Below are 5,288 nucleotides of genomic sequence, written 5' to 3' on the forward strand. Positions count from 1 at the left end.
AAAGCAATTCCTATTCTGATGTTTTTTCCACTTATCAGTTTACTAGGAATTGCTTTTTTTTGCACTCTGAATTACAAAAAAAGTTGCATGGAGAGAAAGCTTTCCACACAACTTATTATAGAACCAAAATTCTATCCACTACAGTTGCCAAAGAGCCGATTTTAAGACAAAGCAAAAAGCCCACTGTTGTAGGCTTTTTACGATATAAAGTCTTATCTTAAAGCATTTTGTTGTAGAATTCAACGACAAGTGCTTCGTTGATTTCTGGGTTGATTTCATCACGTTCTGGGAGACGAGTCAATGAACCTTCCAATTTTTCTGCATCGAAAGATACAAATGCTGGACGTCCAAGAGTTGATTCAACAGCTTCCAAGATTGCTGGAACTTTAGCTGATTTCTCACGAACAGAGATTACTTGACCAACTTCAACACGGTAGCTAGGGATGTCAACACGTTTACCGTCAACAAGGATGTGACCGTGGTTAACAAATTGACGAGCTTGGCGACGTGTTGAAGCCAAACCTAGGCGGTAAACAACGTTGTCCAAACGACGCTCAAGAAGAAGCATGAAGTTGAAACCAAGGATTCCACCTTTGATTTTTGTAGCTTGTACGAACAAGTTACGGAATTGTTTTTCACCTACTCCGTACATGAAACGAAGTTTTTGTTTTTCAGCCAATTGCAAACCGTATTCTGAAAGTTTGCTGCGGTTGTTTGGTCCGTGTTGTCCTGGTACGTAGTTACGACGTGCAAGTTCTTTACCAGTTCCTGATAGAGACAAGCCAAGACGACGAGATTTTTTCCATGATGGTCCTGTATAACGTGACATTTAAATGTCCTCCTCTAAATAATTGTTTGAGGAAATAGTCATTTGAAAAATCCTGATTCGTGCAGGAAACCTTCGCCCAAACAGCAAGGGTTACTTACTGGGACTTCCTGTTGACGAGCTTCATATTTTTCTGCTGCTATTTCGCACGTTCTCTATTGTAACAAGTTTCCTTCAGCTTGTAAAGGATTTTTTTCGATTATGCTTCCTCATCATCCAAGTAACGGATCAGTGTTTTTTCTGTGAGGATGTCTGAGTAAGTGTAAGATTCCACATAAGTGTTTGTGATTTCACCAGGTAGGGTTCCAACATTGTTGTATTCAACGATGAATAGGGATGGGTAAACTTCAATCAAACGACCTGTTTTATTTTTTTGACGTTTACGACCATGTTCCAAGGTCATTTCAACCATTTTTCCCTCATGGTTTTTAATATCTTCTTTGATTTTTTTCATTTTAGCAACATCTGTAAATGCATCACTCATAGTTATTCCTCCCTTTTGGATATAGCTGAAAATTTATTGTATTCTTTCTGAAATAGAAGTTCGACGGTTCCACGCGCCCCGCTCCGGTTTTTCTCGATGATCACTTCGACCTTATTGTTGGGGATTTCGTCTTCGGATTCACCCGCGCGATCGTAATAATCATCTCGGTAGAGGAAGGCAACGATGTCGGCATCCTGCTCGATGGATCCGGATTCCCGGATATCTGAGAGGACGGGACGTTTGTCTTGCCGCTGTTCAACGCCCCGTGACAGCTGGCTGAGGGCGATAACAGGGACTTTCAATTCTTTGGCAAGAATTTTGAGCTGACGAGAAATTTCAGAAACCTCCTGCTGGCGATTTTCCCGTCCAGTGCCGGTAATCAGCTGGAGGTAATCGATAAGGACCAGTCCCAGATTACCGGATTCTTTAGCCAGTTTCCGCGATCTGGAACGAATCTCCGTAATCCGAATCCCCGGTGTGTCATCGATATAGATCGGCGCGGTTGCCAGATTGGCTTGAGCAATTGTGACCTTCCGCCATTCCTCGTCTGACAGTTGACCTGTCCGGATAGAGTGGGAATCAATCAAACCCTCTGCTGCCAGCATCCGATCTACCAAGCTCTCTGCCCCCATTTCCAGCGAGAAGATAGCCACGGTTTTTCCGAATTTACTGCCAATATTTTGGGCAATATTGAGGGCAAAAGCCGTTTTACCAACGGCCGGCCGAGCAGCCAAGATAATCAGCTCCTCTTCATGCAAGCCGGTTGTCATCCGATCCAGCTCCGGATAACCCGTTGGAATCCCCGTCACATCAGAGGTTTGCTGGGACCGGATTTCCAGATTTTCGAAGTTGATGTTCAGAATATCCTTGATGACCCTGAAACCACTTCTTTTATTATTTTCATTTAAATCAATCAGGGTCTTTTCTGCCCCTGCAATCAGTTCATCAGTCCCCAAGGCTCCTTCGTAAGCCTGGTTGATACTTTCGGTTAACCGTGAAATAAAACGGCGACGCATGGCCATATCGGCCACAATTTGGGCATAATACTCAGCATTGGAACTAGTCGGAACAGCGTTTACGACTTCCACTAAATAAGAAAAACCACCAATATTTTCCAGGTCTCCTTGGGCTTCCAAAATAGCTCTCATGGTGGTAGCGTCAATGACATCTCCCCGATCATTCAAGTCAATCATGGCCTGAAAAATAAGGCGGTTCGCATATTTAAAAAAGTCAGCTGGTTCAATGTACTCACGTACAAAAACCAGCTTACTCTCATCCAAAAAAATAGCCCCCAGAACAGACTGCTCTGCTAAAATATCTTGCGGTTGGGTCCGCAACTCTTCCAGATTGGCCATTGCTCCTCCTTAAGCTTCCTGGATGTAAATCTTAATCTCTCCGGCTACATCTTGGTAGAGCTTAACAGGTACTTCCACTGAACCAATGGAGCGGAGTTGATGGTCCAAACGGATGTTCCGTTTTTCAACTTTAATACCAAATTGTTTCTGCAACTCTTCTGCAATTTTCTTGCTGGTAATCGAGCCAAAGGTCCGACCATCTGGTCCAACTTTTTCAGTGAAACGAACCACAGTCTCTTCCTTGGCCAATTGCGCTTTCACAACTTCAGCTTCTGCAATTAGCTCCGCATGCGCTTTTTCTTGAGACTTTTGCTTACCGCGAAGCTCGCCGATAGCTTGGGCAGTTGCTTCTTTAGCTAGATTTTTCTTAATCAGGAAGTTTTGGGCGTAACCTGTTGGCACTTCCTTAATCTCGCCTTTTTTACCTTTTCCTTTGACATCTTCTAAGAAAATAACTTTCATGCTTGAGTCTCCTTTTCTTGCGTTTCATTTATAATAACATCTTTTAATCGCGCCGTCACCATGGAGAGGCTAACATTCCGCAGCTGAGCCGCAGCCAGGTTAAAGTGGCCACCTCCGCCCAGCTCCTCCATAATTCTCTGCACATTGATCCGACTGCGACTCCGAGCAGAGATTCCCACAGTTTCGGTATCCAGATAACTCACCACAAAGGTCGCTTCAATCCCTGACATATTCAGAATGGTATCAGCTGCCTTGCTGAGTTCAATAGTTGAATACTGGTTGTTCTCTGGAGCAACAGCAAGGACAATCGTCGACGTTAGACGCTGACCTTGTAGAATCAGTTCGTTAACCCGGCGGTACTCTTCAAAATCATTGGCCATGATTTCTTTAATCAGCGTACTATCACTGCCGCGACTGCGCAGATAACTCGCCACATCAAAGGTTCGGTTGGTTACCTGAACTGAAAAATTCTTGGTATCTAGCATAATCCCAGCCATGAGAATGCTGGCTTGAATTTTACTGAGACGATTGAACTTGGCATTTTGGAATTGGATTAATTCCGTTACCAATTCACAGGCACTACTGGCCCCGCTCTCAATATAGGTGATAACCGCATTCTCTGGGAAGTTTTCATCCCGGCGATGGTGATCAATAACAATGGTTTGATCAAATTCCTGATAAAAGGCCTCTGATAGAGTCAGACTAATTTTGGAATGATCCACCATGATCAGGAGAGACTGACGAGTCACCCGTGGCATGGCCTCATCCAAGGTCAAGAGCTTGGTTCGCTCATCCTCCTGCAAACTGGAAATAGCTCTCTGAATGTCTGCCGACATCTGTTCCGGGTCATAAACCGCATAGGACTGCTCGGTTAAACTTTCTGCAAATTTCTGCATCCCGATTGAAGCCCCCAGGGCATCCAAGTCCAAATTGCGGTGGCCCACGATAAAGACTTGGTCTGCAGACCGAATTTTGTCTGAAATGGCTGTCATCATGGCCCGGGTACGAGTACGAGTTCGTTTTACGGCTGACACACTACCACCTCCGAAGTAAATCGGATTTTTATTTTCCCGGTTTTCACGGACAACCGCCTGGTCTCCACCCCGTACGAGGGCTAGGTTCAGATTCTCGAGGGCTGTTTTTCCAATCGCAGCATGATCGCCATCTCCAAAGGCAAAGCCCATACTTAGGGTCAGCGGGAGTTTTTTCTCCTTGGCTTCATTGCGGAATACATCAATAATCGCAAATTTGTCCGTCATCAGTTGATTCAGGACGGTGTAATCTGTAAATAAATAGTAACGATCTGCATCTACGCGGCGGTAAAACATTTGATGTTCCTCCGCAAAACGCGACACAAAATCAGCGATAAAACTATTGGTCGTACTGATTTCTGAATCAGATAAACCCTCTCTGAAATCATCGTAATTGTCCAGGGAAATCGCTCCAATAACGGGACGACTGGTGGCTAGTTCTTCCGTAGCATTATACTCACTGCTGGCATCAAAGAAATAGACCATATTCCCAGATTGGTCCAAATGAACGGCGTAGGTTCGCTCACCTAGGGTGACATAGTGACCTTGGTCTTTTTGCGCAGCCTCAAGTACCGATTTTACGAGTTTCAAATCGAAAACGCCATCTTCACCTACAAAAATCAGCTCTGCATAGGGGTTGTACCAATCTATTTCCCCGGAATCCTCGCTCAACTTCAGGATGCCGATGGGGATTTTATTAAGGAGATTGGTCAAGCTCGTCTCTACCTGGTCTTCCACCTGTCGTTGGTGTTCTTCGTCGACCTTGGTCACCACTAATTCCTGGTCCAGTAAAAGCAGGAGTAACAAAGCTTCCATTAAAATCATGGTAATAGCGATAGGGATACCATTCATGGAATGTTGCCAAACAACGGACAAAATTCCTAAAAAAATAATCCCGATCATAAAGTAATGGAAGGGGGATAATGGAAATTTTTTCATCATAAACCTCTTCCTGATATTTTACCATAAAGGCGGTATGACACCAAGTTTTCACTGTAAAAACCACGACAAACGCATGAAGAAAAGCAGAGTTTGTAAGTTTTCAGAAACCGATAATTATTCGAAAAAACTATCTCTTAAGTCTATAATTAACATAGGAGGTGGTTTTATGAATCTCTTAATGACCTTTT

6 protein-coding genes are annotated in these 5,288 nt (G+C 43.9%); 1 reads left to right on the forward strand and 5 read right to left on the reverse strand.

Annotated features, from left to right (window positions below):
- Positions 1-221, forward strand: a 221-nt coding sequence (locus HZY94_RS10300) for a hypothetical protein (RefSeq protein ID WP_218925680.1), incomplete at its 5' end; no start/stop codon positions are given.
- Here the strand turns inward: HZY94_RS10300 and rpsD are convergent.
- From rpsD to HZY94_RS00440, 5 genes are all read right to left on the reverse strand, one after another.
- Complete coding sequence (gene rpsD / locus HZY94_RS00420; RefSeq protein ID WP_135035848.1) at positions 218-829, reverse strand: 30S ribosomal protein S4; 612 nt, start codon at positions 827-829, stop codon at positions 218-220. The two genes, HZY94_RS10300 and rpsD, sit on opposite strands and share 4 nt — an antisense overlap.
- Positions 830-1,025: 196 nt before the next feature.
- Entirely contained in the window at positions 1,026-1,310 is a 285-nt protein-coding gene (locus HZY94_RS00425) for a Veg family protein (RefSeq protein WP_160332009.1), read from the reverse strand.
- 2 nt (positions 1,311-1,312) lie between these two features.
- Positions 1,313-2,665, reverse strand: a complete 1,353-nt coding sequence (gene dnaB, locus HZY94_RS00430) for a replicative DNA helicase (RefSeq protein ID WP_160332008.1) — start codon at positions 2,663-2,665, stop codon at positions 1,313-1,315.
- Between the two features lie 9 nt (positions 2,666-2,674).
- Entirely contained in the window at positions 2,675-3,127 is a 453-nt protein-coding gene (gene rplI / locus HZY94_RS00435) for a 50S ribosomal protein L9 (RefSeq protein WP_160332007.1), read from the reverse strand.
- Complete coding sequence (locus HZY94_RS00440) at positions 3,124-5,097, reverse strand: DHH family phosphoesterase (protein ID WP_179924496.1); 1,974 nt, start codon at positions 5,095-5,097, stop codon at positions 3,124-3,126. Before HZY94_RS00440 ends, rplI begins: the two co-directional genes overlap by 4 nt.
- Between the last annotated feature and the right edge of the window lie 191 nt (positions 5,098-5,288).

It is taken from the genome of Streptococcus danieliae, assembly GCF_013415245.1.
Taxonomy (GTDB): Bacteria; Bacillota; Bacilli; order Lactobacillales; family Streptococcaceae; genus Streptococcus; species Streptococcus danieliae_A.